This window comes from Paenibacillus sp. O199 (assembly GCF_001636635.1).
Lineage (GTDB): Bacteria > Bacillota > Bacilli > Paenibacillales > Paenibacillaceae > Paenibacillus > Paenibacillus marchantiae.
Genome location: NZ_LGRP01000009.1, coordinates 151781 through 176018, shown reverse-complemented (window position 1 = coordinate 176018; position 24238 = coordinate 151781). Strand labels below are relative to the sequence as shown.

Genomic DNA, 24238 nt, shown 5'->3' with positions numbered 1-24238 from the left:
GATTCCTCCCTAGATTAAATATCATATTAATTGCTGGTTTTATGAACCATGAACTGCATAAATATACCGTTCAGATCACATGATTGTATCGTTATTGTGGAAAATCAAGAGCTTTTCTATCCTGAAAATAAACGTAAGAATACTGGTTATTTCATTGGAAATGACATCCGGTCGGTTTAGTCGAAATAAACCGCTCTGCCTGTCTGAGCAGACTCGTAGATCGCTTCAAGAATCTGAGTAACCACGATGGCTTGTTCAGGTTTTACAACTGGATCTTTGTCTTCTATGATCGCTTCAAGCCACATTCTAGCTTCACGATCCGCTTCATTTTCTGCACTACCGGAATAAAAAGCAACCCCGCCTGCATCCAGATCTACCTTAGTTTCAAACAGACGGCTGCGTTTCTCGCCATTGATACGCAGACCATCTTTCATATCCGCGCCACCTTCTGTTCCGCAAAGCAGTGATTTCGCTTCGCCGAACTCAGCTACGTTCAGCGCCCAGCTGGACTCGACGATAATTGTAGCCCCATTCTCCATCGTCACAAAGCCGAATGCAGAATCCTCTACCTTAAATTGTTCCGGGTCCCACGGACCAAAAGCATTGGCCGCATTCTCACGTTGACCCAGCTTGTGGAAAGTTGAGCCCATAACACTCTTCGGCTTGTAATTATCCATCAGCCAAAGAGTCAGGTCCAATGCATGCGTACCGATATCAATTAGCGGTCCTCCACCCTGCTTTTCCTCATCAAGGAACACACCCCAGGTAGGTACAGCACGGCGGCGAAGTGCAATCGCCTTACCGAAATAAATATCGCCCAGCTCGCCTTCTTCACACATTTGTTTCAGATATTGGCTGTCATTGCGGAATCGGTTCTGATACGCAATGGACAACTTTTTGCCTGTACGTTGTGCGGCTTCCAGCATAGCCTGCGCTTGTGCAGACGTTTTCGCCATTGGCTTTTCACACATTACATGTTTGCCCGCCTCAAGGGAAGCGACCGTGATAACGGAGTGGGAGTCGTTTGGTGTACACACATGTACCACATCAATACTCTCATCCTTCAGCATCTCGTGATAATCCGTATATACTTTAGCTCCCTCAGCACCGAATTCGGCTGCTGCCTCCTCCGCACGTTCTTTCACAATGTCACAGAAAGCGACCATACGGCCCTGAGATTGTTTGGACAGGCTGGGCATATGTTTACCTTTGGCGATTCCGCCACAACCTACGATGGCGATATTAAGTACTTTAGACATGAACAAGTCCTCCATTAGCGGCATATTTTCTAATCCAGTTCATACTGCTCTCGATGCTTTGCAGTGGAGGATTCTGACATACATCCTGTTCCACAACAAGCCACTCGGCTCCCGCCTGATCTGACGCTGTAGCTACAGCTCCCAGATCTACCTCACCTTGGCCGAATTCCACTGTCAGGACTTGGCCTTCTGAACGGCGCATGTCTTTCCAGTGGACAAGTGGCAGACGTCCCGCATACTTCGCGATGACTTCCGTTGGCGGGTATCCTGCGGCGTGAGCCCAACACGAATCCAGCTCCACTTGCAGGTGGGAAGCGGTTACGGTATCATACATCGCGTATAACGCCGGCTGACCCTCAACCTGCTCTGTAAATTCAAAATCATGATTGTGATACATTAACACCATGTCCTGCGCTGCACATTTCTCACCAATCTCATTCAGGGAAGCAAATACGTTATCCCATTGCCGTTGTTCTTCCGACAGATAAGGGACAATCAGGTTTTTGTTTCCGATGGCTTTGTGATAAGCGATCACGCCATCAAGATCCTCAATCAGACTATTGTACTGAACATGGGTACCCACGATCTCCAGACCGAATTCATCCAAAATGGCCTTTACTTCTTCCGGGCTATGCCCGTAAAAGTTGTGAAACTCTACGCCTTGATATCCAAGCTCTGCAACCTTGGCGAGTGTACCTTTGAAATCTTGCTCCAGTTCATCCCGTACCGTATATAGCTGTAATCCAACCTTCAACATTTACCGGTTCACCTCATCCGAGATCAATTAGTGTGACTGTACAGCCTCTGACTGATTTTCATCTGTATTGTTTTCTGCTCCTGCTTGATAAGTGCTCTCCAGCTGGATGTGTTTGCCCTCAAACGAGGAGCGTTGGAACGCATGCATAGCTTCAAGAACATGATAGGCAAGCTTACCACTGGCCTTGTGTTCGCGTCCGGCTCGAATGGATTCAACCATTTCGGTAACGCCGATTCCACGCTCGTTCTGTCTGCTCTCAAAAGCAGGCGTCACAGTCTCCCATGTGTCCTGACCGAATCTGCGGAGCTTCACTTCCCCGTTAAAAAAGTTAGGATCCGGTATGCTCATCGTACCTTCGGTACCGTAGATTTCAATCCGTGGCAAATCCGAAGCACCCCGGATATCGAAGCTGGTGATCATTGTTGCAATGGCACCTTCCTCAAAATCAATCGTTCCTGCCAAGTGTGTTGGCGTCTGTACCTCAAGAGATGTACCTTCCTTCGGACCGGAACCAATAACGCGGTCCGTGATCTGTACACCTGCCGATGAACTGATTCTGCGAATCGGTCCAAGGAGAGTAATCAGAGCGGTCAAATAGTAAGGTCCCATATCGAACATCGGTCCGCCACCAGCGACATAAAAGAACTCCGGATTCGGATGCCAAGCCTCCGGCCCTCCACCCATGAAGAATGATGTTGCCGCAATCGGTTTACCGATCAGTCCTTCTTCAATAGCCTTGCGGGCAGTCTGAATACCTGAGCCAAGGAACGTATCCGGTGCTGAACCAACATACAATCCTTTTTCCTCAGCCAGTTCGATTACCTTGCGACCATCCTCAAGAGAGATTGCCAGTGGTTTCTCGGCATACACATGTTTGCCTGCTTCAAGCACAGCCAGATCAGTCATGGCATGACTGCCAGGAACCGTGAGGTTTAGTACAAGCTCAATTTCATTATCTTGCAGCAACTCATCTACATTGTAAACGTTTGCGATATTGAATTCATCAGCTCGTTCTTGTGCCCGTTCACGGATCAAATCCGCAACAGCCACCACTTCAATGAGAGGATTATCTTTAAAATTTTCAAGATAAATGGCGCTAATGTTACCGCAACCAATAATACCCGCTTTCATTTTCTCCACAGTGATGTTCATCTCCTTATGAATGGTGAGAACCTGTAAATTTGCATATTTGGAATTGAAGGTTTTACGCTTAAGTGTTGCACTTGAATTTAATACTATGGTATTCCGTTTCGGCTTCAATTAAAATGAATAATATGATCGAAACATGAACTATCTGGTCATAATTTTCAAATTGCAAGGAGTATGCCAATGCCGACTGATTATTCCTGCCAGGTTCTTACAGCAGGCTTCTCGTTTCATCGCAAACCTTATATAGGCTTGCATCCTGAGGGAGTAAAGAATTACTTGTTGAGACTCCAGACGGACGGACGTTGCCGAGCACGTGTAGACGGCACCATGTCGCTTGTTGATGCGGGTGATCTGCTTCTGTTTAGTCCAGATGAGCCGTATGAACTGAGAATAGACAAAGAACAAAATCCGATGGGTGAACGACTTGTGGAGAGTGGTGATTACCATATTTTCTTCAATGGGGACTGGGTGGATGAGTGGTGGAAACATCACAAGCGGCCGAACCGGATCAAGGTGCAGCTGACCGAAAGCCTGCTTACCCTGTTTCGACAGCTCGTATTGGAGCAGCGCCGTATTTCCAATCCGTACCCTGAAATCGCCAGTTATTATATGCGAATTCTTTGTCTTGAAGTGGATCGTATGCTCTCGGAGCATCCGACGATTACCAACACCAACTATGTGGCATATGAGATTAAAAGTTACATCGAGGAGAACGCTTCTTCTCTATTCAAGCTTGAAGATATAGCTACCCATATTGGAATCAGTGTTTCAAGGGGAGTTCATCTCTTCAAAGAAGCGTTTGGTAAAAGTATTATGCAATATACACTGGATGTACGACTGAACATGGCCAGGGAACGGATCATTTTTAGTCCAATGACACTCGAACATGTAGCCGAATCTTCCGGCTTTAACAATTATACGTATTTCCACCGGGTATTCCGCTCCCGGTTTGGCATGTCGCCCAAAGAATTCCGCGTCATTCACCGGGAACAGATGTAATCGCTTCATTAATACGTATACGTATTATCCGTAACCGAAACTTATTTGCGCGCGGCAATCGCCTCGGATACAACCATAGCCAGATCTTCATTGCCAAACATGGATAGCACGCCCAATACGGTGTCGTCCGGAATGTCACCGGCTTCCTCCTTGGATACAACTAGCTTCAGCACCTGCTGCAAACGCTCGTTGCTCAGTTGTTCCGGGTAGGCTTGCCGGTACATCTCTTCCGGATCCAGTCCCTGATTGACACACCACTGGGCAAATACAAGAATCATCATTTCCTCTTCCTGTTTATACGTCTCAATTACAGCTTCCTCAATCTGTTTGTTGCGTTCTTTTTCATATTCATCCATGGTGTTATTCTTCCTCCATTATCGTTTAATGAATCATTGGTGCGGAAGGCTTCATTTATACTCCCGCACGACCTTCTGCAAGATTAACCACGGATAAGCTGTTCAGCCAGGTCATGACTGTCCATAACGTGACTTGCACTGATGGCACAGTCATCCGGGGTTTCAAGATTTGCCAAAAATTGATCAATCGCTCCCGTAAATCCTCTTCGGGTCAAAATACTTTCCCAGCTGCCAAAGGTTTCCTTGCGTTCCTGTGCACCGCGTTCCTCATACTTCGCTATTTCCATGTTCAGCACTTCTACCGATCTTCCCCCGCCATACAGCTCAAGCTTCTCCAGATCCGCTCCTGCTTGGCGTATCATATCGAATCTGCCATATGCCGTTCTACCCAACTTGGCTGATCCTGCGGCGTGCAGCAGGCGGTCCAAGTCATTTTTACGTATCCACTGATGGAGCAGCTGCACATTGTGATCTGAATACCATAACATCAGGTCAAGAATATGAATCAGATCATCATAGATAGTTTCCGCAGCGGGACGATCCTGAATGCCTGTACGATGTTTAGTAACTGTCAGCGATTCAAAGCCTTGTCCAGCCTGCATCCATTCCTTCGCGTTTTGATACAAAGGTGCAAATCTCCGGTTAAAACCTACCGCCAAAAGAAGACCCTGTGCTTCCGCAAATGCGGTCATTTCTTCCGACTCCCGTAACGTATAGGACAGCGGTTTGTCCACGTATACTGCCAGCCCCCGCTCCAAACATTGCATGACAATGTCAAAATGAGTTTCTGTCGCTGTATGTACAAACACCGCATCCAGATCCCAGGACAACAATTCTTTCATATCCGTTGTTCCATTGTTCAATCTATAGGTATGCTGTATTTCCTTCACCGGCTCGGGAGAACGGTTCATAATCCCCGCAATTTCCACGTCCGAGTGGGCAGTCAACAGCGGCAAATATACTTTACGTGCAATGTCCCCGAGTCCGATGATCGCAGCACGGGTTCGCTTGGTTGTTTCCATTATGATCATTCCACCTTCAGATGAGTTCTATATTTCTACGTCCTATAGTGTAACCCTTCAGGCAGCAACATGCCAGTGATTGCAGCTAGAACCGCCATGAATTGTCCATCCTTTGGTTGAACGTGGTAAACTTTAGAGAGAAAGCAATACGGATTGGGATACAGTAAGACCTTCCTGGTCTGAAAGGAGCGTTTGGGATTTTGCGAAAATGGTTATGGCTCCTCTTATATGTTTTACTTGCCGGAGTCACGTTTATTTACAGATATGAACTGCTGGCCTGGACCGATCTGCATCAGTCCATTCCACTTTTACTAGCCATGGCGACATTGTTTGCTCTTGTACCCGTAATTCCGTACAAGATCGTCATTATTGCCTTTGGCTATAGTTACGGTACTGCAACAGCAGCCTGGATATGCTGGCTTGGGACCACATTTGCTGCACTGCTGGTATACACCGGAGCGAGGACGATATTCCGAAATCAGGCCAGATCCTATCTCGAACGCATTCGGGGTTTGAATCGATTTACAACATGGATGGAGGCTCATCCCTTCATGGGTATCGTGTCTATGCGACTGCTGCCCATCGTGCCCCAAATGGCGGTTAATATCTACGCGGGCATTACCTATACCCCATTCTGGGTCTTCATGGTTGCGACGGCAATTGGCAAACTGCCTGCGATTTTTGTTTTTGCCTATGCAGGTGCACAAGCAGAAACATCAATCTGGGTGAGCCTGCTAATCCTTGCCGGTTATCTGGTGTTCATGACGATAATATTGCTCTTGTTTCGCTTACGCTCTCGTAAAAAAGCCTAAGTGGGAACAGTCAGAAACATTTCAGACTCATCCTCTTTACGATCCTGCTTGGTTGGCTTGCCAATTCGGGATATAATAGAAGAGTAAGCCAAAATATCATTCTTCATCAGAAATGGAGTGACTATAGCATGGAACAACATACTAGTGAAAAAGCAACTTTTGCAGGCGGGTGCTTCTGGTGTATGGTATCCCCCTTCGAGGAACTACCCGGCATTCATAAGATTGTATCGGGTTATACAGGAGGACATACGGAGAACCCCACATATGAGGAGGTCTGCTCGGAAACGACTGGTCACGTAGAGGCCGTTCAAATTACATTCGACCCGGCCATCTTCCCATATGAGAAGCTCGTTGAATTGTTCTGGCAACAGATCGACCCAACGGATACGGGTGGACAATTCCATGACCGTGGATCATCTTACCAGACGGCCATCTTCTATCACAGTGAAGAACAACGCCAGATCGCAGAAGCTTCCAAAGCAGCTTTGGCACAAAGCGGACGTTTTGACAAACCAATTTTCACACCGATTTTGCCAGCGAAAACGTTCTATGAAGCAGAGGAGCATCACCAAGGGTACCATCACAAAAATCCTGCGCACTACAAACGGTACCGTAAAGGTTCTGGACGTGAAGACTTTATCGAAAGCAACTGGTCCGGCAAAGTGGATAAAGACGGCCTGAAAGAGCGTCTGACGCCGCTGCAGTTCGAAGTTACCCAGAACAACGCAACCGAACCAGCATTTCATAACGAGTTCTGGGACCACCATGGTGACGGAATTTACGTGGACATCGTATCCGGTGAGCCACTGTTCAGTTCCACCGACAAATACGATTCCGGCTGCGGCTGGCCAAGTTTCACCCGTCCACTGCGGGACTACAATGTGAAGGAAAAAACGGATCTCAGCCATTTCATGATTCGTACCGAAGTGAGAAGTCGTGAAGGGGATTCCCATTTGGGTCACCTGTTCAATGACGGCCCTGCCGAAGCTGGTGGAATGCGTTATTGCATCAATTCCGCAGCCCTTCGTTTTGTACCCAAAGAAGACCTAGAAAAAGAAGGATATGCCGAATACGCCGTACTGTTTAATTAAGTTATGATTCATTGAAGTACGGAAATAATGAAGCGCTAGCGAATCGAACGCACCTTAAGATGACAATTAACGTGCAATACTAATTTTAACGAGCTTCAGTCACGTTATTCGGTTGAAATCTACGAAAAAGCCTGAGGCAGCACATGTAAAGCGATCAAATAATGCCTCTACGATTCGTTAAACCACAGACTTGAGGGAATTGGAGTATTAACTTGTGCTCAGTTCGTTAGACATTAATTAAGACTAAAAGGGGCTTCCCGTCATCTTTATGACATATGGGAAGCCCCCTTTTTAGTTTGCTTTTTTTGTATATAGATTGAAATTGGCTTACATCATACTCACAATCCAGCCGATCCAGTAAGCAAATGGAATCAATAACAACTGCGCCAACAATGTACCAAATAAACGGGATACAAGCATACAGCCATAGATCTGATTCATTCGATCCAGCCGAATTTCACCACGCAGAGATTTGTCGCTGAGCAACGAAATACGAGGATCAATCAGGATGGTTAACAAAATGGTCGCTACTCCATTAATGAGTCCGGTGGATTGCGAAGCAGCTACAGCCTGACCCGGATAAAGATACGCAGCGTACAGACTGGACAGGACCCCAGTCGTATAGATTGCTGTCACCGCTATGTTCAACGTCATTAGACGTCTGGGCATTCCGTTTTGTACCAATAGTTTTGCCATTTTCCATGATGGCGGGGTAATATAATACATCGCGTTTTTGAGCTTGCTGCGTTTCATCAGTCCTCGAACCATGGAAGGAATCGATCCTGCCGCCTCAAAATGAACGACCATTCGGGAAGCGAGCTTGACCATCGTTGGAAAACTTAGAATAGCCAAGGCCGTTCCTATCGTAGCCGCACCCATCAGCCAGTGCAGTTGCGCTGCAAAGTGTGGGTTCCCTCCACTCGCCGCAGTATCCACCAGATTGCCTACCATCGGCCCTTGGGCCATATTGGAGGTACGCGAAACCAGCAACAAAATTCCGGACAGGGACAAGGCCAGCGCTATTCGCCGAGTGCGTAATCCCCCAAGGCGCAGTGCATAGGACAGGCTGTCAGCCGCATGAATAAGCATGGTAAATAACATAGGAATGGCCAGGCTCAAACTAAACATATGTAAATCTCCTTATCTTTTTCCTAATGTGCTTCTATTGTAATTTCAAGTATGGAAGCATTATACTCCTCATCCACATAAAAGTATAGAAAAGCACTAAGAAGTTGAACAGTAGAATGCACAAAAATACAGCACACGCTTCGAAGTTCTCCACAATAATCGTTTATTCATCCGGGTGCAGGGTAATATACAAATAACTTATATTGTACAGGAGGGAATCAATATGCCGTGGAACAAACAGGATTATCCCGTTTCCATGAAAAATCTGGAGCCTCGTGTCAGACATAAGGCCATTGAGATTGCCAATGCATTGCTGGATGACGGTTATGAGGAAGGACGCTCCATTGCAATCGCGACTGCCAAAGCGGAAGAATGGGATGAGAATCATCCCACATCGAAGCATTCGAAGCAGGCTACAAAACATACTTCATCAGACAGCAAATCGGAGCATGGAAAATCTTCATCTCCACGCCGTCATTCCGAACCTGTCTCTTCTTCCAAAAGCCATGATAATATTCATGTCGTTCCTACCGACTCTGGCTGGGCCATCAAGGAAGAAGGTCAATCCAAATCTCTGGCTACGTTCCGAACCAAAGCCGAAGCTGTGGATGCTGCCAAAGAAAAGAGTGAAAAACAAAACATTCGGGCTATTATCCATAATGAAGATGGGCAAATTGCCTCTTCCATCAAGCCTTGAGTGAATCTGTTCTAAAATAGAAATATCGTGAATGTATTACTTTTAATTTTTTTTACTGAAGGCAAGCAAAAAAGCCCTTTCGCCGCTAATGGAATGATTCCCATCAAGCATGCAAAAGGGCTTTGTGTTTGGTATGAGGCAAGCCCACCTTACTTGAACAACATTCATTTCGAATAGGGTGGCCGTTACGTTTAATGCGAAACCCCTCTAGCCACAGGAGCTCGTTGTGAAGCACCGCTGACTACTTTGGCAGCAGTCGACACGGGCAGCTTCACAGCTGAGGTCGTAACCGTCCGGCGAGCCGGGAAACTGACCATATACGTAATCACTTTACTGGCAATCCATACGGCCAGAATGGTATATAAAGTTTCTTTTACCGGTAGAAAGAAAAGCGACAATCCGAGTACAAACGCATCGCTGACAAAGAAAACCGTTCCCAGCTTCCAGCCCTTCCAACGGCTAATGAGCACCGCCAGAATGTCGTCTCCACCTGTTGCTCCTCCGAATCGAAGCACCATACCAGCACCCACGCCGGTGATAACACCGGACAAGACTGCCGGAATCCACAAATTACCGTGAAACGGAATAACCAGGGTGGAGTACCGCTCAAACCCGTCATAGAACAATGAGAATGCGGCCACACCCAGCAGCGCCTGAATCATGAACTTCCAGCCCTTGAGGAACCAGGCCAGAATCATGACTGGAATATCCAGCAGCAGCATGCCAATAGCAGGTGATAAGCCTGTCGCGTACTTTCCAAGCAGGGCCAGACCGACAAATCCGCCCTCCGATAAATGATTCTGAAAATTAATGTGATAGTAGGCAAATGCCAAAATAAATGTTCCGAGCAGCATAATGGCGAACTTTACCGCCTCTGTCTTAACTTGTTGTAAGGTTAACGATGTTCTCTTCATTCAGGTTCCCTCGCAGTTTGTAAAGGTTGGTTTGCACCGACCGTACCCTGCAAAAGGCAAGCCTGGAAGAAATCATCGTATTTGTCCTTCGAATATTATTCATTCCAATCCCCTCTTTCGCAGAGTCAGCCGTTTTTTTCTTTACGGTGGTGTACTCTACAAGGGGCGCTAAGTATAAGAGAGATCGTAACGTTTCCAGATCGTCCTTGGGGAAATTATCCTTCGGGAACTCATGGTATCCTGATCCTTTCTGTCTGTTGGTGGTTAGCTGTGCCAATTAAACTGATGAATATTACACCATGCATAAGACCATATAAACTTTACACTTAACCACTTCGATTGCAGTACCCTCTTTCGATCGCTGTTATCCCCGGATTTTTTGATTCCCTTTTCCTAAGGGAAAAATCCTGTGATAAAGGCGAACACTTCGTTTCTTCAGACGGGTTCTGCACTCTACGTTCTCGTGTAAAAATTTAGTTCGCCTTCTATAGACACATGTAACGTTCAATTCAGTTTAAAAATCTAAGCTAACTTGCTTGTTCTTCTATTATATAACACCGATGTGATTGGGTCGAAACAGCAGACCCTTCAAATAAGAGCAAAAAGCACACTCTTGCCTGCATGAGCCGCCAAACAGCCACACCAGGACAAGCTTCTCTACCTAATGGTGCTACCTGCTCCTTCATTCTATGACTGAAGCTTCCAAATATAACTGTCCAGTCACCCAACTGTGACAATTTGGGTCCATTTTTTATTTTTCCGCGGATTTTAAAGGAATCATTTCCCTCTTGCACATACACTATAGCAAATGTAATCGGCTTATCTTGGGTCCAGTTAAACGTTTCCAGACTTACTCTGCTGTTTATGGTATAATATAACAATTGAATCCCACTACCCGTTTAAGCGAGGCGGATTATGAAAACGTTAAAGCCAAGAGTCTTTATTGGCTGCTCGCTGGAAGCGAAGCCGATTGCAGCCGCAGTACACGAAAACTTGCGTTTCTCGGCCGAAGTTACCCCTTGGTACTCCGGAGTTTTTAATCCAAGCAGCTATACCATGGACGATTTGGAAGCAGAAGTGCGTACAACAGACTTTGCCATTTTTATTTTTCATCCGGATGATATATCGAAAATTCGTGGGAAGTACTATGCCTCTGTCCGTGATAATACAATGCTGGAAATGGGTTTGTTTATGGGTCGGTTAGGACGAAAGCGTATTTTTTTCATTCTTCCAGAGGATATTACTGACATCAAAGACGCCAGCAAGATCGAAGGTTTACGTATGCCCACAGATCTGCTGGGGTTAAATCCACTGGTTTATGAAATTCGTTCAGACGGGAAATGGGCGCCAGCCGTCTCGGTGGCCTGTTCCAAAATCGCCGACAGCATCGAAGAACAGGGGCGATGGAGCGATCCCGAAGTGGAAAAAATTATCGAGAAGCACAAAAGGTCTGAGGGTGAAGCCCGATTACAGTTGCTCAAGCTGCTGCGATTCTTCAGGGAGTTACTGCGTACCCGCAAAGCAGATTCGGTTATGTTGGAGCGAATGAGCGATGCACTTCGAAGTGCATTTGTATCCCTTCCTCCATTTGCCGTGCGTGGGACTGCCATATACCGTACAGATGACAGTGGTCATATTGAACAATTATGTGGTAACGTTGGGGAACCGGGAAGAAAATATAACTTGTCCGCCAATGACGACAAGCAGCCCGATGATCCGAAGCGCATTCTGGTCATTGATTCTTACCTGGAGAACAAAATCAAGATCAACCTCTATGACGATTATCTTGAGAAAGAGTATCTGCTATGCTATCCTGTAGCCAAGAGGTATGTAATCACAGTCCATATTATTGGACATATTGAAGCGGATGAGGCGATATTTCAGCAGATGGATTTGGAGAACCGTCATCTGTTCAACGCCATCAACGATTTGTTAGGAGGCGAACCGGAATGAAACCGGAAACGAAAAAAATAAGCAAGCGCTGGGGCAGCGACAAAAAGGTACGCCTCAGTTCTGCGCCCGAATCATCACGACCGGTTCCGGAACCCAAGGAAGAAGATCGTTTCCACAAACCGGCCGTACCGCTGACTACGATTGGCCCTTCCCTGAAGGGTAAGGAAAGACCTTACAAAGTGATTCTGGAAAAAGAGGCTCTTTACGAGAAGCCTCAGTATCTGGCTTAACCGCTTTATGCTCATATACAACTCTGCCGTCTGGTTCGGTAGATCATCTGGCCCCGCCGCCCAAGGCAGGGGCTTTTTTGTTGCAACACTTTGGCAACCCTTCATAACATTCGCTAGTACCAACGGACTAAAAGCTCTTCACCTATTCGGCTGATGCATTAAGTCATTTTCTTTATGCCCTTAGGTTTCCTGCAAAACCCAAAAATTATACCTTATTTTGGAGAAGGCTTGTCCCTATTTCACCGCCTACAACCTCAGCATAAATCGCATATGTGCTACTTCCAATATTTCTCGGTTGTATTGTGTATCATCATTGCATATATTGATTATAATATAAGAACATACGTTCTGTAAATAAGAACATGTCCGAATTCAAGGTTAAGGAAGTGAAAGTATGTCATCATCCCCTTCCGCCCCATCCCCTGCGGATGAAGACCACCGATTGATTAAAAGCATGGTTGTACGCACTCTTCTGCTGGATGTGCTTGAACGGGATATTCGCACACTGGATACGTTGCAGCTCAAAATGCCAGAGGTCTACATTCTGTCTCTAACCCGCATTCAGAATGATGTACTTAAGGAAATGCTTACGCTTCGCAAACAAATGAGAACTCGTGGCGTCAAGGTTCTGGAGGAGAAACGGCAAGTTGATGGAATCGAAACCCAGTACCTGTGCAGAGGCTATTTGCAGCGGTTCTATATGCTGTGGACGTTCGCGCGGAATGAAGTCAAAAAAGAGCTTAGTCGGCATCTGGATATGGATTTGACCCAGCCGATATAGCTAATTCATCTGCTTAATGTACCCTTCATCGTTTGAATTCACATTTCTTTCTTAGTCCACTTGGTTCACTTACTCCTTAGACTCCTCACCCTTCTGCCTAATCGAAACAGGTTGACCCGGTGAGGCTGAGTTCATTAAGATGGAATAGACTTGTCTGTACATTCCGTTCAGACTTGTAATGAAAATGGATTCCTATAAGCAACAAGCCTGCCTGCCATTAAAGGCGGACAGACTTGTTCATTGGGAATTGCTTTCAACGTCTTATCAATCAAGGAGCTGTACTTCATGGACTTGAATTCGCATTTAATTAATAATCAAACACCCGCACATACAGGCATTGCCGCAAATGTTACTGAGCTGATAGGCCAGACACCTGCCGTCAGACTGAACAGACTTACAGGTAGCGATTCCGCTGACGTATACGTCAAGCTGGAATACTTCAATCCGAGCGGCAGCGTCAAAGACCGTGCCGCCTATAACCTGATCGTTCAGGCTGAACGGGCAGAACTACTGCTTCCCGGCGCAACCATTATCGAACCAACCAGCGGCAATACCGGCATCGGTCTTGCAATGAATGCTGCTGCCAAGGGATATAAGGCCATTCTGATCATGCCGGACAACATGTCCAAGGAACGCATCAACATTCTGAAAGCCTATGGCGCAGATGTCGTGCTCACCCCTGCCGCAGAACGGATGCCTGGCGCGATTCGCAAGGCCAAAGAACTTCAGGCCGACATTCCGGGAAGTTTCATTCCCCAGCAATTCGAGAATCAAGCGAACCCGGACATCCACCGGATCACCACGGCTCCCGAAATTATGCAGCAGATGGAAGGCAAGCTGGACGCCTTTATCGCCACGGCGGGAACAGGCGGTACGATCACCGGAACGGGAGAAGAACTGCGTAAGCAGCTGCCGGACATTCGTATCTATGCGGTAGAGCCGAAAGGTTCACCTGTGCTGTCCGGCGGCGAGCCCGGACCCCACAAGCTCGTCGGTACAAGTCCGGGGTTCATTCCGGACATTCTGAATACCGACGTGTGGGATGCCATTATCCAGGTGTCCGATGAGGATGCACTGGATACGATGCGGCAGCTTGCTGCCCGGGAAGGGCTGCTACTCGGCCCTTCCTCTGGCGCTTCGGTGTGGGCCTCCCTGCGCATCGCGCGGGAACTGGGGCCGGGTCACCGAGTGCTCTGCATTGCGCCCGATACCGGGGAACGGTATTTGAGCATGGGTATTTTTTAACAAAGAAAAACTCTTACACAAGTTAAAGACTCCCCTCCAAAATGAGCGCTTGATCACAGCTGGACGTTGAATCCGTAGCGTACAAGTACTTATTCTGGAAAGGAGCCAGTTAAGTTAAATATTCTAAATATAGAACTAGTGTGTCAGGGTTGTCCATTCTACACCTTCGGGAAGCAGAGCCGCAATGCGGTCTTTTGCTTCCTTTTTGGTATACAGCGATTCATCGAGAATGACCGCAGAACCGGAATCCGTGCTCGTCCGAATCAGACGTCCAAGACCTTGCTTTACACGCAGCAGCATGTATGGAAGATCGATCTCTTCATAAGGTGCCGCTGACGCTGTGCGTTTTGCATTGAATACAGGGTCCTGTGGTGGATACGGGAGCGACCAGATCATGACATTGGATAATGACGGTCCTGGAACGTCCAGACCTTCCCACAGATTGACGGAGCACAGTACACTCTCCTCATCCTCCTGGAAAGCGGCAATCAGGTCACTAATCTCCCGATCTCCCTCATACATAAAGCGTAACCCTTGAGCCTCAGGGACATGAACAATGTCCTGCTTGAATGCACGCAGCTCTTCCATCGTACGGAACAGAATCAGGGCACGACCCCCACTCTCCTGAAGCAACGTTACGGCGTCACGCAACCGATTTTCATTTTCCGGGTGACCAGGTACGGTTTCATCTGTAATCTTCATCTGCATTTTGTCCGCATAGTCATATGGAGAAGCCACGGAGAACGATACAAAATCATCAATCCCCAGACTGTCTGCCACATAACGGAATGAATTATCCACAGATAACGTTGCGGATGAGAAGACAATCGGAATGCCTGTGTTGAACACACGCTCGTTCAGAATTTCCTTCACGGTACGCGGCATGATCGATAAGGTTGTCTCGTCATCGCTCTGTTCAGCCCAGCAGATGTACCCATCTTCCTTACGGAACAACGCAAGGGCAGACTGAATCATGTCCAGATGTTCTTCCACTACACGCATCTGATAGCCGTCCAGCGAGAACAATCCGCTCTCAAATACCAATTCTTCGCCGATCGCATCCAATACGCTGGTCAGTCGTTCAATCTCCCGCAGCAACGGCGGTTCTACCCGCACTTCTTTCCGTTCCGATCCGGGAATGGCTACCGTATACGTATCCAGCAACGCGAACAGTCGCTCACTGCTCTCTATCGCTTCATCCACACGCTCGGCGAGGGATTCACGAATCTCACCTTCAAGCAGGCGAGTGACGAGTTCCTCGAAGATGCGGTGTTTCAATTTGTAGCTCAGTGCGTTCAGGGCCGCTTCTTCCAGCAAATGTCCTTCATCAAATACAACCGAGCTGTGATCAGGCAGCAATGGCAATTGTCCCTCGCGTTTGCGCGCTTCATAGGTCCACACATGCTCCATATAGTAATCATGGGAACAGATGATGATGTCCTTGGAACGGCGGTAGTGGTCACGTGATAACGTCAGACCACAGCGTTGACGTTTGGGACAAACGAAGCAATCCTGGAACGGGTCCCAGTTAATTTTATTCCACTGGCGATCATTCAGATGTGGATACTGTTTACGGTCACCATACGGATGGAAGGCCTGAAGCGTACCCGGCGTATTCACAAAATCCGGAAGGCTCTCATGCACCTCTTCGATCACCTGCGCATCCTCGTCCGCAAATCTCATCGCACTTAATTTATTCAGACAGACGTATTGGTCAGGTGATTTTCCCAGACGTGCATCCACTTCCAAGTCCAGATGTGCAGCCAGCTTCGCAATATCTCCGCCGGGCTTCACAAGCTGTTCAATCAAGGACTCATCAGCACAGGCAATCACCGCCGGTTTACCCGTATAACGTGCATAACAGACCGCGTAGAGCAGATAGACTAGTGTCTTGCCTGTCCCCACACCAGCCTCAGCCATAATGGTCTTTTTATCTCCATAGGCCCGTTCGAGCTGGTACGCCATAAAAATCTGTTCATCCCGTACCTCGAAGCCAGACTCAGGCAAAATATCGTAAAAAACATCGGCAACCCATTCCCCGAGACGGGATACAAAGGGCTCTGCCGGATCATATGCAAAAGGATAACGTTGTGTAGACAATCCTAGGTCAGCCTCCATTCTTAGACAAGCGGTCCAAATTTCATTTCCGTTCAAAAAAGGCCGCTGGGCAAAAGTTAATTATCCCATGCCATGAGGCGGGTGACAAGCTTTTTTTACGAGGGAGCTTGAAGGGCAGTTGGTTAGTTTTTTCAAAAGGTAGCTTAGATGTTCGTTGGTTGACACGATGTATAGAACCTGTCCACAGGGAAAATATATACAGGAATCCAACTTAAGGAAAGGTGGCGTTCCATCTATGGATAACCATTCTTCACAATCCGAGCATTCCTCAGACCAATCAAGCGAGACTTTAACGGACCGACAGGGACATCCCATCACGGACAATCAGAACGTACGAACCGTCGGCAGTCGGGGACCGACTACGCTGGAGAATTATCATTTTCTCGAAAAGATCACTCATTTTGACCGTGAACGTACACCGGAAAGGGTTGTCCATGCCCGCGGCGCTGGCGCTCATGGCGTATTCCAGGCTTATGGAACGGCCGGGGACGAACCGGTATCGAAATACACACGTGCACGTCTGTTTCAGGAAAAAGGCAAAGAAACGCCCGTATTCGTTCGCTTCTCTACGGTTATTCATGGTGGGCATTCACCGGAGACGCTTCGGGACCCGCGCGGATTTGCTGTGAAATTCTATACCGAGGACGGCAACTGGGATCTGGTGGGCAACAATCTGAAAATCTTTTTCATTCGTGACCCACTCAAGTTCCCGGACATGGTACATGCTTTCAAGCCGGACCCGTTGACCAATGCACAGGATATGGAACGGTTTTTCGATTTTGTCTCGCTCAGTCCTGAAGCCACCCATATGATTACGTTTCTCTTTTCCCCTTGGGGAATTCCGGCCAACTATCGACAAATGCAGGGGTCGGGCGTCAATACATACAAATGGGTGAACCAGGAAGGCACAGGCGTGCTCATTAAATATCACTGGGAACCGCTCAATCAAGGCATACGCAACCTGCTCCAAAAAGACGCTAGCGATATTCAGGGGCAGAACTTTAACCACGCTACACTCGACCTGTATCACGCCATTGAACAAGGAGATTACCCGGAATGGGAATTGTGCGTTCAGGTTATGGAGGACGGCGAGCATCCAGAACTGGATTTTGATCCGCTGGACCCGACCAAACTGTGGCCGCCAGAGCAGTTTCCGTTTTTGCCGGTTGGGAAAATGACGCTAAACCGCAATCCCGAAGACTACTTTAATGAAGTGGAACAAGCAGCGTTTGGCACAGGTGTACTGGTGGATGGACTGGATTTCTCGGATGACAAACTGCTGCAAGGCCGCACCTTCTCCTACTCGGATACCCAGCGTCACCGGGTCGGTGCCAACTATCTGCAACTGCCAGTTAATGCACCCAAAAATCGGGTTGCCACCAATCAGAGCGGCGGGCAGATGCAATATCAGGTCGACCGTGCACCAGGTCAGAATCCACACGTCAACTATGAACCTTCCTCGTTGGGCGGCTTAAAAGAAGCAACCCCACGTGGCAAGGAGCATGAACCTCTTATTGAGGGTCATCTTGTTCGCGAGAAAATTGAGCGTACCAATGACTTCGGACAAGCCGGGGATACCTACCGTTCGTTTGAAGATTGGGAGCGAGACGAGCTGATCAGCAATCTGGTAGATGCTTTAGCCACATGCAAACCGGATATCCGCGAGCGCATGATCTCCCATTTCACACAAGCGGATGCTGATTATGGACGCCGCGTAGTGGAAGGATTATCCTCTGTCTCAACGGATGACAGTGCTACGGTTCAACCCAAGCATGAGCCCACGGTGGAACAGGCAGCCAAGCGCAGCCATGAAGCAGATCCATATTAAGCACTGGCTGGTTTAGCTAAGGCGTATTTTAAGGTAAAGGACATGTTATATAGCAACGTATAGGTTCATTTCATAACCCCTGGTAGCAAAGACTGCTTGTGCAGCTGCTATCGGGGGTATTTGGTGTTTCAACCTGAGCAGCCTGTGAGCTGATCATGTGGGGCCCTTCTATTTTAAATATTTATAAGGTTGATTTCGGTTGATTAGAGGTATGGATCATGCCGTTTGCCGGGAAAAGGGGCTCTTCCTACGTTCATTTCAGATGATCCCCTGTTAAATGAGGGACATGAACTGAGCGCAGGATTATACGCTACTCATATGAATTTCCATTTCCGACCAGTTATACGAGGCTTATCAGTAGGTTGTGTCCATCTGATCAAATGATTATTGATGATAACGTTTACAACATTTACCATGAATCTGTGTCCTCTAGGACTTCATTTCCCAATTACTAAGGAGGTTTGCTTAATGAAATTATTCCCTATTACTTCTGCTCATGCATCATCTCAACGTTCGCTGAAATCGAAAATGACTCACATCTGCCTAAGTGCCGCGTTCCCTCTATTATTGCTCGGCGGTGGATCGGCTGGTGCGGCGGAACTGATCGATAGCGGACTGCAAAATTCTTCTGATTCTGTGGCTACCTCCAGTATCGCACTCGCTGCAGGTGATCTATATGTCGCTCCTGGCGGCTCGGCTAGCAATCCCGGAACCCTCGCGAGTCCTACGTCACTGGCTAACGCGTTGACCCAGATCGCACCGGGCAAAACGATATATCTGCGCGGCGGTACCTACAGCTTCTCGGAAACGGTTACGATTGAGCGAGGCAACAGTGGTTCATCAGGACAGCGCAAAAATCTGGTGGCGTACGGATCGGAAAAGCCTATCTTTGATTTCTCGGCCCAAACCTTCGCCTCCACCAATCGCGGGCTGCAAATGTTCGGAGACTACTGGCTCGTCAAAGGACTTGAAGTGAAAGGTGCGGGCGACAACGGTATCTTTATCGGGGGCAGTTACAACCGTCTGGAACAGATCGAAGCTCATCATAACCGGGATACTGGCATCCAACTCGGACGTTATGCTTCGACTGCGGCAAACAGCGAATGGCCTGCCTATAATGAAATTATTCGCTCCTATTCCCATGATAACTATGATCCGGATGACGGAGAAGATGCAGACGGCTTTGCCGCCAAATTGACGGTTGGCCCGGGCAACCTGTTCGACGGTTGTATCGCTGCCTATAATGTGGACGATGGCTGGGATCTGTACAGCAAAACAGATACGGGCGCCATTGGCGTCGTAACGATCCGCAACAGCATCTCCCATCACAATGGGCAGACTTCGGATGGTACATCCACCTCCAATAGTGACGGTAACGGCTTCAAGCTGGGCGGCGAGAAAATCGCGGTGAATCACATCGTGGAGAACAGCATTGCTTTTCAAAATAAAAAGCACGGCTTCACCTATAACAGCAATCCCGGTTCAATCCAGATGAAAAACAATACGTCCTGGCAAAATGGCCAAAGCAACTTTGCCTTTGATGTAGGCACACATATCTTCACCAACAACCTGTCCTTCGAAGGCGGCGCCAGCGACAAAACCAGCGGAACCGACGTCAGCAGCACCAACGTCTGGTGGAAAAACAAGAAGAGCGTGAACGACAAAGGCCTGCTCGCCAGCGCAGCCGACTTTGTCTCCCTCGTACCTTCGGTGACACGCAGCGCGGATGGAACGCCTGTCCTGGGCGACTTCCTGAAGCTTGCCACTGGCAGTGATCTGATTGGATCGGGTACGCCATCGGGTACGAATATTGGTGCGCGGTAGGTTGTAGTTAGACAGGTGTAGGTAATAATTGCGGGATTAAACACAAAAGCCCCTTTCCATGCCAGCCTGATCGGTGGTAATGGAGAAGGGGATTTTTGGGTTTGAATGATCGGGCAACCAACAGTTAATGCTAGTTACTTATGTTTTCGAATATTTTGGGCTGGTTTTGAAAGGTTACATCTGCCCTGCTCGCGTATAGGTTGGGTTAATCGTTTGCGCTCATGCTCTGCACAAAACCTCGATCATCATCCTACCGCCTGTGCGGAAACCTTGCTCAAACGCTGCTTCCACGTACATGGACGTCGATTGCCCGATTAAGTCTACCAATTCTTCCAATGCATCATATTCGTTCTCCGTATGCTGTGTCTTATAGTTCTGCATCAGGTCCGATATGCGGCGATTGATCTCCTGATACTTGGCATGCTCAGGATGAATCGACTCGTCCAACCGCAGGTTTCCGTGAAACAAATCCTCGATCAGGTTTGACATGTTATCCTTCATGGTACGGTCACCTCAGGGATATTGTAACTCAGGGGATGAGGTGAGATGATAATTTAGCGGGAAATCCGCTAGTATAACTGCGAACGTGACAAGTGGGACATCCCAACCGCTATATTAATAAAGTGGATCATCCTCTATCTAGTCGGATGTGTCTGCCGAAATATCATCTTCGAAATCCATCCAGCAGACCATTTTCCCTAAGAACCGCTGCTCGAATATTATGTTATCTAATGCCGATTCTCCTTTTAATTGTTAATCAAGGAAGTGGATTTTCGTTTTCCCACCTCTCAACTGCTCTTGTCTAATGTGAATGGCGTCTAATTTTGAAGCGAAAATATTTATTTGTTGAAAGCTAGAATACTCCGCTGAGTATTAACCTCCAAGCCTTGTTACCGCACCACAACTAACAGTACAATAATTCCGAGACAAGTCAGCCAGCTTACTGGGTGACCGAAATTTAATCCCCAGCCAACTCCGAACCTTTTCTCGACCATTAGGTTTGGATCTTTGCGATTGAAATAAATCATACCTAATAGCCATTTATCATCATCATGGACAGGTCTGACATTGGAGGAATCGTCAGATCGCTCCAAGCGGCTTCCGCCCTGACCAGCCCAGAACGATAAGGCGAAGGCGTATAGGATGATAAAAGCTATTATAATTAGGATAATGGGGATAGCGAAATTGATGTTAAGCAGAGATATCATGTTTAGTTGCACGACGGAAAACAGGATAACTATTAAGAAGCTTGCTGTAATCATAAAATATGACCAAGTACGGCGGAATGTTACGTCTTGTCTGATGGAACGGTTAGGATCAGTGGGTTGAACTTGATGCTTCACTCTGCGAATACTCCAATTCTCAAATATGAACAAAAGTGTTATGAACACTTGCATGAGCGTAGGCATAAACACAGAACTATAAGATTTAGCTGCATAGCGGTCTACGTTCCAACTGCTGTTGAAATGGATCGGAATCTGATCAGGAATAAGATCGTAGTTGCGTAGCACAGTTAGAATACTAACACCAATAATTAAAAAATGAATGAGGAACCAATTACTAGACAAGCCAATGTTTCTTTCCCGAAATTCAGTGTCCACTGCCATGATCGACGGTTCCGGAGCAATAGGCAGCATAGGTAGTAAACTTTTCATTTTGAAATGATAGCTAATGTTTATGACTAGGGAGATTACGACCATGGCGAGTGAATAAGTGACAATGATCCAACTTTGTTGCTTGGAATGTTCAACGTATATTAGGCAGATGATGCAAACAATGAATAGGATGGTATGTAAGGTAGCACTAATCCTAGCATATGATTTCCGCATCTGGCGCAGAGGCTCACTGTGGAATTGTGCAGCGCTGACGGTGACCCCAAAACTAATCGTCTCTCTTGTTAAATAAGGCATGCTTACCATGAGTACAATGGTAGGTACAAATACAAAGATCATTACCATAACAGGCATTATCGTTATATCATTCGCCTCCTCTTATACATAAGTGTGTATTCGAAAACTCTATAACCCTTATAGCATAGGGGAATCATCACTATGCCTTTTTGCGTATGATTATCCTATTAAATTAGGATAGGTAATCGACTTGAACATAAATTTAATTATAATCGCTTTTAGTGACTACAGGGGCGAAATTAACAATTTATCCAGATTTTTTGTTACGTAGAGTTACTCATCTGACAACTGAATTATGGCAAGTACATCTGTTTGAAATTCTGTGTAGGTAAAGGATAGGTTTTCGTTATCCCATTTTTTTGATGCTTAGCCACGAAACGAATGACCTCAACACAATTGTAATTTATCTTTTCCTCTTTTTGATTGAACTAGGAGCTTTAGCAAGAGTCCGATTCTCAAACAAATCTACCCCTGGCAGCTAATATTGTATCATCAAATGGAAGATTATTAAGATTGCTAACTATACTTTAAAACAAAAAAACTCCCACTAATATTTATTAGCAGGTGTTTTATAAATTGATTCACGCGAACATCCCATCAATGACAGGGCTGTGTAGATCAATATTTTCTAATTGCCTGTTGGTTCAATGTAGACGTGACAACAAACTCCCTTGCAAGATGTACATCAAATCCATCGTTGTAAAACTGGCTATTTCCCCTCTGAATACAAGAAGACATACATACTCTTATCCGATAACTCTTCTGAAAAAGCGAAGTTCAACCGATCAAAGCTTCTGACATCCTCCAAATCTGTAATCTTACGCTCTGCCATATACCGTACCATCTCACCTCTAGCCATTTTGGCCCGCGTTGCCTTTTCAACAAGCTTCCCATCGACCATTTGTCCGAATACACATGTAATGAACTGGGTTTCCTCACTCAGAAACGGCAAAATATTTTTGCTATACTCTTTGGAAGCCAGATTCAGAATACAGTTACTTTCCGCTTGAAGTTGATCTGCCAACTTACTGCCCCAGAATTGATAGAGCGATTTGAAACCTGGACCTTGCAGCTTACCCTGCATTTCCAATCGATAAGGTGTGACACCATCCAAAGGCCGTAACACGCCATAAAAACCGGATAATATGCGTAAATGCTGCTCCAGATACTCCAGTTCCTTATTTTGAAAAACACCCGGAGCCATATACTGATACTGAATGCCCTCATAGGCATAGATGGCTGGCGTAAGATTTGCTTTTATATTCATATTCCGAATCCGCTCCACGTTCTGTTCGGCGATTGCATCGTTACACTTCCACATTGCTTTGAGTTCGTCATAGGTTAACTTTTGAAGCAAACTGAGTAGTTGTTCTGACTCTTTTATAAACTGCGGCATCTGCGCAATAGCCATAAGATCGGTATCAATCTTCATCTTTTTAGCTGGTGATATAATAATTCTCATCGTGCTGATCCATCCTTAATCTACCGTTGTTTTTGTCGTTATTCATTGTACAGGATTGGACAGGTGAATCCAATGTCTAGGCTTAACTAAATCCTTCATGGTACCTTTGAAATGACTCAAAAATGAACAAGTCAGCCCACGATTGGACCGGCTTGTTCATTAGTATTCAACACATTAAATTGTTGAAAAAGTAAGGGGTGCATTTCAAACCGCTAATTAGGGAGATACGCTCCCCGTGCCGCTATTTTGCTCTGTTTTTGTAGTCGGCAATTGAATCATTGGCGTATTTGACCCACTTACATATGGAAGGGCTCCATCCCATTTCTTGATGGTTTCATATTCAACGAGTTGACTCGATAATGATTGTTGAAGCTCTTTATTTGCTTTAGCTTGACCTTCTGCTTCGATCAATAGTTTGTCTGCATTACCTTGTGCTTCCACGCGCTTACGATCTGCTTCTTTTTTGGCGATCTCAAGTTCAGTCGTTTTACGTTCCAGTTCTTGAGAAGCTTCGACACGCTTATCGATTGCTTCCTGAGTCTTAGCGTCAGGTTGAGGAACACCTACGGTAACGTTAGATACAATAAAGCCTAACTCTTTAACGTCGTCAGAAAAACGTTGTTGGACATCCACTCCTGCTTCGGATGACTTCTCACCATAAACATCAATGACTGTAAACTTGGAAATACCTTTACGAGCTGCG

22 protein-coding genes are annotated in these 24238 nt (G+C 46.7%); 10 read left to right on the top strand and 12 right to left on the bottom strand.

The window, feature by feature from the left end; genetic code table 11:
• Nucleotides 1–176 precede the first annotated feature (176 nt).
• Genes A6049_RS16255 through A6049_RS16245 form a run of 3 tightly spaced genes read right to left on the bottom strand, consistent with a single transcriptional unit; the run spans nucleotide 177 to nucleotide 3156 of the window.
• Nucleotides 177–1259, bottom strand: coding sequence for a Gfo/Idh/MocA family protein (locus A6049_RS16255; protein WP_063565662.1), 1083 nt, complete (start codon nucleotides 1257–1259; stop codon nucleotides 177–179).
• Entirely contained in the window at nucleotides 1252–2016 is a 765-nt protein-coding gene (locus A6049_RS16250; protein ID WP_063565661.1) for a sugar phosphate isomerase/epimerase family protein, read from the bottom strand. Before A6049_RS16250 ends, A6049_RS16255 begins: the two co-directional genes overlap by 8 nt.
• A gap of 27 nt (nucleotides 2017–2043) precedes the next feature.
• The gene (locus tag A6049_RS16245; RefSeq protein WP_063565660.1) at nucleotides 2044–3156 is read right to left on the bottom strand and encodes a Gfo/Idh/MocA family protein; all 1113 of its coding nucleotides are present in this window, start codon (nucleotides 3154–3156) and stop codon (nucleotides 2044–2046) included.
• A 189-nt stretch (nucleotides 3157–3345) separates the two neighbouring features.
• On the opposite strand from A6049_RS16245, the gene A6049_RS16240 reads away from it, so the two are divergent.
• The gene (locus A6049_RS16240) at nucleotides 3346–4164 is read left to right on the top strand and encodes an AraC family transcriptional regulator (protein ID WP_063565659.1); all 819 of its coding nucleotides are present in this window, start codon (nucleotides 3346–3348) and stop codon (nucleotides 4162–4164) included.
• Nucleotides 4165–4205: 41 nt separating this feature from the next.
• On the opposite strand, the gene A6049_RS16235 is transcribed toward A6049_RS16240, so the two are convergent.
• Together A6049_RS16235 and A6049_RS16230 are read right to left on the bottom strand one after the other, a co-directional pair.
• Nucleotides 4206–4520, bottom strand: coding sequence for a hypothetical protein (locus tag A6049_RS16235; RefSeq protein WP_024631043.1), 315 nt, complete (start codon nucleotides 4518–4520; stop codon nucleotides 4206–4208).
• 83 nt (nucleotides 4521–4603) lie between these two features.
• Complete coding sequence (locus A6049_RS16230) at nucleotides 4604–5542, bottom strand: Gfo/Idh/MocA family protein (RefSeq protein WP_063565658.1); 939 nt, start codon at nucleotides 5540–5542, stop codon at nucleotides 4604–4606.
• 200 nt (nucleotides 5543–5742) lie between these two features.
• On the opposite strand from A6049_RS16230, the gene A6049_RS16225 reads away from it, so the two are divergent.
• Both A6049_RS16225 and msrA read left to right on the top strand, forming a co-directional pair.
• On the top strand, nucleotides 5743–6354 hold the full coding sequence (locus A6049_RS16225) for a TVP38/TMEM64 family protein (protein WP_063565657.1): 612 nt from the start codon (nucleotides 5743–5745) through the stop codon (nucleotides 6352–6354).
• 128 nt (nucleotides 6355–6482) lie between these two features.
• Entirely contained in the window at nucleotides 6483–7445 is a 963-nt protein-coding gene (msrA, locus tag A6049_RS16220) for a peptide-methionine (S)-S-oxide reductase MsrA (protein ID WP_063565656.1), read from the top strand.
• 327 nt (nucleotides 7446–7772) lie between these two features.
• Here msrA and A6049_RS16215 read toward each other — a convergent pair whose 3' ends face one another.
• On the bottom strand, nucleotides 7773–8573 hold the full coding sequence (locus A6049_RS16215) for a lipid II flippase Amj family protein (protein ID WP_063565655.1): 801 nt from the start codon (nucleotides 8571–8573) through the stop codon (nucleotides 7773–7775).
• 223 nt (nucleotides 8574–8796) lie between these two features.
• On the opposite strand from A6049_RS16215, the gene A6049_RS16210 reads away from it, so the two are divergent.
• Complete coding sequence (locus A6049_RS16210; protein ID WP_063565654.1) at nucleotides 8797–9270, top strand: DUF2188 domain-containing protein; 474 nt, start codon at nucleotides 8797–8799, stop codon at nucleotides 9268–9270.
• A gap of 191 nt (nucleotides 9271–9461) precedes the next feature.
• On the opposite strand, the gene A6049_RS16205 is transcribed toward A6049_RS16210, so the two are convergent.
• Complete coding sequence (locus A6049_RS16205) at nucleotides 9462–10184, bottom strand: YitT family protein (protein WP_063565653.1); 723 nt, start codon at nucleotides 10182–10184, stop codon at nucleotides 9462–9464.
• Between the two features lie 915 nt (nucleotides 10185–11099).
• Between A6049_RS16205 and A6049_RS16195 the strand changes: the two genes are divergently transcribed.
• The 4 genes from A6049_RS16195 (at nucleotide 11100) to cysK (ending at nucleotide 14393) form a co-directional block, all read left to right on the top strand.
• Nucleotides 11100–12137, top strand: coding sequence for a nucleotide-binding protein (locus A6049_RS16195; RefSeq protein WP_090951561.1), 1038 nt, complete (start codon nucleotides 11100–11102; stop codon nucleotides 12135–12137).
• A complete protein-coding gene (locus A6049_RS16190; RefSeq protein WP_063565650.1) occupies nucleotides 12134–12367 on the top strand; it encodes a hypothetical protein in 234 nt (77 codons plus the stop codon). The genes A6049_RS16195 and A6049_RS16190 overlap by 4 nt, the downstream gene beginning before the upstream one ends.
• Before the next feature lie 394 nt (nucleotides 12368–12761).
• A complete protein-coding gene (locus A6049_RS16185; RefSeq protein ID WP_063565649.1) occupies nucleotides 12762–13148 on the top strand; it encodes a YhjD family protein in 387 nt (128 codons plus the stop codon).
• A gap of 285 nt (nucleotides 13149–13433) precedes the next feature.
• Complete coding sequence (gene cysK / locus A6049_RS16180; RefSeq protein WP_063565648.1) at nucleotides 13434–14393, top strand: cysteine synthase A; 960 nt, start codon at nucleotides 13434–13436, stop codon at nucleotides 14391–14393.
• Between the two features lie 135 nt (nucleotides 14394–14528).
• Here cysK and A6049_RS16175 read toward each other — a convergent pair whose 3' ends face one another.
• A complete protein-coding gene (locus tag A6049_RS16175; RefSeq protein WP_063565647.1) occupies nucleotides 14529–16511 on the bottom strand; it encodes an ATP-dependent DNA helicase in 1983 nt (660 codons plus the stop codon).
• A 235-nt stretch (nucleotides 16512–16746) separates the two neighbouring features.
• On the opposite strand from A6049_RS16175, the gene A6049_RS16170 reads away from it, so the two are divergent.
• Together A6049_RS16170 and A6049_RS16165 are read left to right on the top strand one after the other, a co-directional pair.
• On the top strand, nucleotides 16747–18339 hold the full coding sequence (locus A6049_RS16170; protein ID WP_063565646.1) for a catalase: 1593 nt from the start codon (nucleotides 16747–16749) through the stop codon (nucleotides 18337–18339).
• A gap of 468 nt (nucleotides 18340–18807) precedes the next feature.
• Nucleotides 18808–20163 (top strand): right-handed parallel beta-helix repeat-containing protein, encoded by a 1356-nt coding sequence (locus A6049_RS16165; protein WP_240321470.1) that lies wholly within the window; start codon nucleotides 18808–18810, stop codon nucleotides 20161–20163.
• A 219-nt stretch (nucleotides 20164–20382) separates the two neighbouring features.
• Here A6049_RS16165 and A6049_RS16160 read toward each other — a convergent pair whose 3' ends face one another.
• The 4 genes from A6049_RS16160 to A6049_RS34120 form a co-directional block, all read right to left on the bottom strand.
• Nucleotides 20383–20664 (bottom strand): DUF6809 family protein, encoded by a 282-nt coding sequence (locus A6049_RS16160; RefSeq protein WP_095206129.1) that lies wholly within the window; start codon nucleotides 20662–20664, stop codon nucleotides 20383–20385.
• A gap of 389 nt (nucleotides 20665–21053) precedes the next feature.
• The gene (locus A6049_RS16155; RefSeq protein WP_205412020.1) at nucleotides 21054–21770 is read right to left on the bottom strand and encodes a DUF1648 domain-containing protein; all 717 of its coding nucleotides are present in this window, start codon (nucleotides 21768–21770) and stop codon (nucleotides 21054–21056) included.
• Between the two features lie 1012 nt (nucleotides 21771–22782).
• Complete coding sequence (gene yaaA, locus A6049_RS16150; protein WP_063565644.1) at nucleotides 22783–23535, bottom strand: peroxide stress protein YaaA; 753 nt, start codon at nucleotides 23533–23535, stop codon at nucleotides 22783–22785.
• A gap of 216 nt (nucleotides 23536–23751) precedes the next feature.
• Nucleotides 23752–24238 (bottom strand): SPFH domain-containing protein (locus A6049_RS34120; protein ID WP_240321467.1); only part of this gene is annotated, 487 nt, incomplete at its 5' end.

Bases quoted from the DNA above. Each gene is read 5' to 3' on its own strand.
- A6049_RS16210 (WP_063565654.1), top strand. From the start codon at position 8,797: ATGCCGTGGAACAAACAGGATTATCCCGTTTCCATGAAAAATCTGGAG.
- A6049_RS16160 (WP_095206129.1), bottom strand. From the start codon at position 20,664: ATGAAGGATAACATGTCAAACCTGATCGAGGATTTGTTTCACGGAAAC.
- A6049_RS16165 (WP_240321470.1), top strand. From the start codon at position 18,808: ATGAAATTATTCCCTATTACTTCTGCTCATGCATCATCTCAACGTTCG.
- A6049_RS16240 (WP_063565659.1), top strand. From the start codon at position 3,346: ATGCCGACTGATTATTCCTGCCAGGTTCTTACAGCAGGCTTCTCGTTT.
- A6049_RS16230 (WP_063565658.1), bottom strand. From the start codon at position 5,542: ATGGAAACAACCAAGCGAACCCGTGCTGCGATCATCGGACTCGGGGAC.
- msrA (WP_063565656.1), top strand. From the start codon at position 6,483: ATGGAACAACATACTAGTGAAAAAGCAACTTTTGCAGGCGGGTGCTTC.
- A6049_RS16250 (WP_063565661.1), bottom strand. From the start codon at position 2,016: ATGTTGAAGGTTGGATTACAGCTATATACGGTACGGGATGAACTGGAG.
- A6049_RS16170 (WP_063565646.1), top strand. From the start codon at position 16,747: ATGGATAACCATTCTTCACAATCCGAGCATTCCTCAGACCAATCAAGC.
- A6049_RS16255 (WP_063565662.1), bottom strand. From the start codon at position 1,259: ATGTCTAAAGTACTTAATATCGCCATCGTAGGTTGTGGCGGAATCGCC.
- A6049_RS16215 (WP_063565655.1), bottom strand. From the start codon at position 8,573: ATGTTTAGTTTGAGCCTGGCCATTCCTATGTTATTTACCATGCTTATT.
- A6049_RS16195 (WP_090951561.1), top strand. From the start codon at position 11,100: ATGAAAACGTTAAAGCCAAGAGTCTTTATTGGCTGCTCGCTGGAAGCG.
- A6049_RS16205 (WP_063565653.1), bottom strand. From the start codon at position 10,184: ATGAAGAGAACATCGTTAACCTTACAACAAGTTAAGACAGAGGCGGTA.
- A6049_RS16190 (WP_063565650.1), top strand. From the start codon at position 12,134: ATGAAACCGGAAACGAAAAAAATAAGCAAGCGCTGGGGCAGCGACAAA.
- A6049_RS16175 (WP_063565647.1), bottom strand. From the start codon at position 16,511: ATGGAGGCTGACCTAGGATTGTCTACACAACGTTATCCTTTTGCATAT.
- A6049_RS16185 (WP_063565649.1), top strand. From the start codon at position 12,762: ATGTCATCATCCCCTTCCGCCCCATCCCCTGCGGATGAAGACCACCGA.
- yaaA (WP_063565644.1), bottom strand. From the start codon at position 23,535: ATGAGAATTATTATATCACCAGCTAAAAAGATGAAGATTGATACCGAT.
- cysK (WP_063565648.1), top strand. From the start codon at position 13,434: ATGGACTTGAATTCGCATTTAATTAATAATCAAACACCCGCACATACA.
- A6049_RS16155 (WP_205412020.1), bottom strand. From the start codon at position 21,770: ATGGCAGTGGACACTGAATTTCGGGAAAGAAACATTGGCTTGTCTAGT.
- A6049_RS16235 (WP_024631043.1), bottom strand. From the start codon at position 4,520: ATGGATGAATATGAAAAAGAACGCAACAAACAGATTGAGGAAGCTGTA.